2 protein-coding genes are annotated in these 2,011 nt (G+C 31.0%); both read right to left on the bottom strand.

Going from position 1 to position 2,011, the window contains the following annotated elements; genetic code table 11:
- Positions 1 to 50 precede the first annotated feature (50 nt).
- Entirely contained in the window at positions 51 to 1,553 is a 1,503-nt protein-coding gene (locus E1171_RS02225; RefSeq protein ID WP_155203653.1) for an SGNH/GDSL hydrolase family protein, read from the bottom strand.
- A gap of 220 nt (positions 1,554 to 1,773) precedes the next feature.
- On the bottom strand, positions 1,774 to 2,011 hold a 238-nt coding region (locus tag E1171_RS02220), incomplete at its 5' end, for an SGNH/GDSL hydrolase family protein (RefSeq protein WP_222931343.1).

Genomic DNA, 2,011 nt, shown 5'->3' with positions numbered 1-2,011 from the left:
AATAAAGAAAGAAGAGAAAAAGGGATTGGAATGAAGGAAGGGAATCTTAATTACAAATTAAGTTGATTTTTAGGATCATCAAACTCATTCTCTAATTGCTTAAAGAGTTCTTCTGCAAATATTTTTTGACCATAGTCTGTAAGGTGGACCTTATCCCAAAAAAGAAAGCCGTGGTCCATGTGTCTTATAATAAAATCGTGCATGTCTACCAAAGGGATTTTGTGTTTATTGGCCAAGCTTATTAATGCTTCATGATTTCTCAAAAGAAAACTATCATCTCTATCATTTGGCTCCATTATTAAAATGGTTCTTATTCCAAGTTGATTATTCTGAGTAATAAATTTATCTATGTTTTCCTGAAAATGTTCCTTGTTATTATCATTGTTTGCCAAATTAATCAAAACAAATTCAGGCTTTAGATTTATCCAATGAGTTTTATAGTAATTCCACAGGTTGGCTGAAACTTCTCCAGAAATTCCAGTATTTATACAAACATAATTTTGATTAGGATATCGGGTTTGAAGCTTTTTCTCAAAAATTTTGATAAAGGTCAATTCTTCCTTGGATGCTCCTGCTCCCCAAGTTTGGGAACTCCCAATAAACATTACCCTTTTTTCGTTTTTATTTTCACTGGTAGAATAAGTATTGAAGATCTCTTGACTGATTTTTTCACCTGTTTTGTGAACAAAAACCTTTGAGTCACCAAACCGAACTTTCCAAGGCAAGGAGTATTTGTATTGACCATTAACAAAATAATACAAACCTATCCCACCAGTTATTAGACCTATGTTCACCCATAAGATGAGAATGATTTTTCTTTGGGCCGAAAAGAAGTAAAAAATGATATTAATTAGGGCAAAAATGCCTAAGATGGTTAGTGAATTCTTTGAATAAAGTCCTTTTTTATCAAATCTTTCCTTAAAATTTTCTGAAGAGTCATTTTGGGCTACAATAATGTTATCAATAAGTGTACTGCTTCTACTTCCTCTAAATCCCAATATATTTCCCTGAATGAATGGTTTTTTTACTTCGGTAAGTAGATTACCGTTTAAATAAAATTCAATTTTTTTCTCTTTAAAATTTAGTTGGAGGTTGTTCCATCCATTTTTTAATTTTTTTAAATTCAAGGGAGTTTTTTTCAGGAATTTACCATTGTTGCTTTTAAAAAAAATAGAAGGAAATGTAGGAGTATTTGAAATTCGGATGCCTGTTAAAATATCTTCTGTTTTATTAAAATACATACTGAAATAGGATTCAGTACTTAGCTTGAAGCGAAATTTTAAGGATTCTATGTTAAGATTCTTCTTGAGAAAAATCTCTTGGTATCCAAAATAGGTTGATAGGTCAAGGTGGGTGCCAGCCAACGGTCTATTGGTGGTGATAAAAGAGTAGGCGCCCATAACCCCTTTTTCTAACTTTACTTTTGAGCTTTCCCAGTTACCATTGCTTTTGATTGTGTTGGTTTGATAACTATATAAAAAAAGAACAGACACCAAGGATATTAGTAAAAAGGTATTAAGAACCAGGAATTGTATATTTCTTTTTTTCCTCAAAACCTTAGATTTTAAACTACCTGAATCGATTCTTTAAATAAAACTTCGAATTGGTGCTTAAGTTTTGGAAAATTTGATTAAGAAATATTTTCATTTTGGGAGGTTAGTAATTCTATATTAATTTATGGCTCCTTTCTCCTACCTATGGTTTTTATCACATCAAATTTTTGAATAGGTATAAAAACCAGATTAGGATTTAGTTTTGCACCTCCGTTTCTTTTTAATTAATTTGATTTTTTTGATCACAAAACTCATCTTTTAATTGCTTAAAGAGTTCTTTTGCAAATATCTTATTTCCAAAATCTGTAAGGTGGACCTTATCCCAAAAAAGAAAACCGTGATCCATGTGTCGATTTATAAAGTCATGCATGTTTACGAAAGGGATTTCGTGTTTCTTTGCTAAGGTAAATAATGCCTCATGTTTTTTTAGAAGAAAGTCGTTATCCATATCATTTGGC

Origin of the sequence: Xanthovirga aplysinae (assembly GCF_009711365.1) — a bacterium.
GTDB classification, from domain to species: Bacteria; Bacteroidota; Bacteroidia; order Cytophagales; family Cyclobacteriaceae; genus Xanthovirga; species Xanthovirga aplysinae.
Note: the sequence above shows the minus strand (reverse complement) of the source record. Positions and strands in the feature narration are given on the sequence as shown.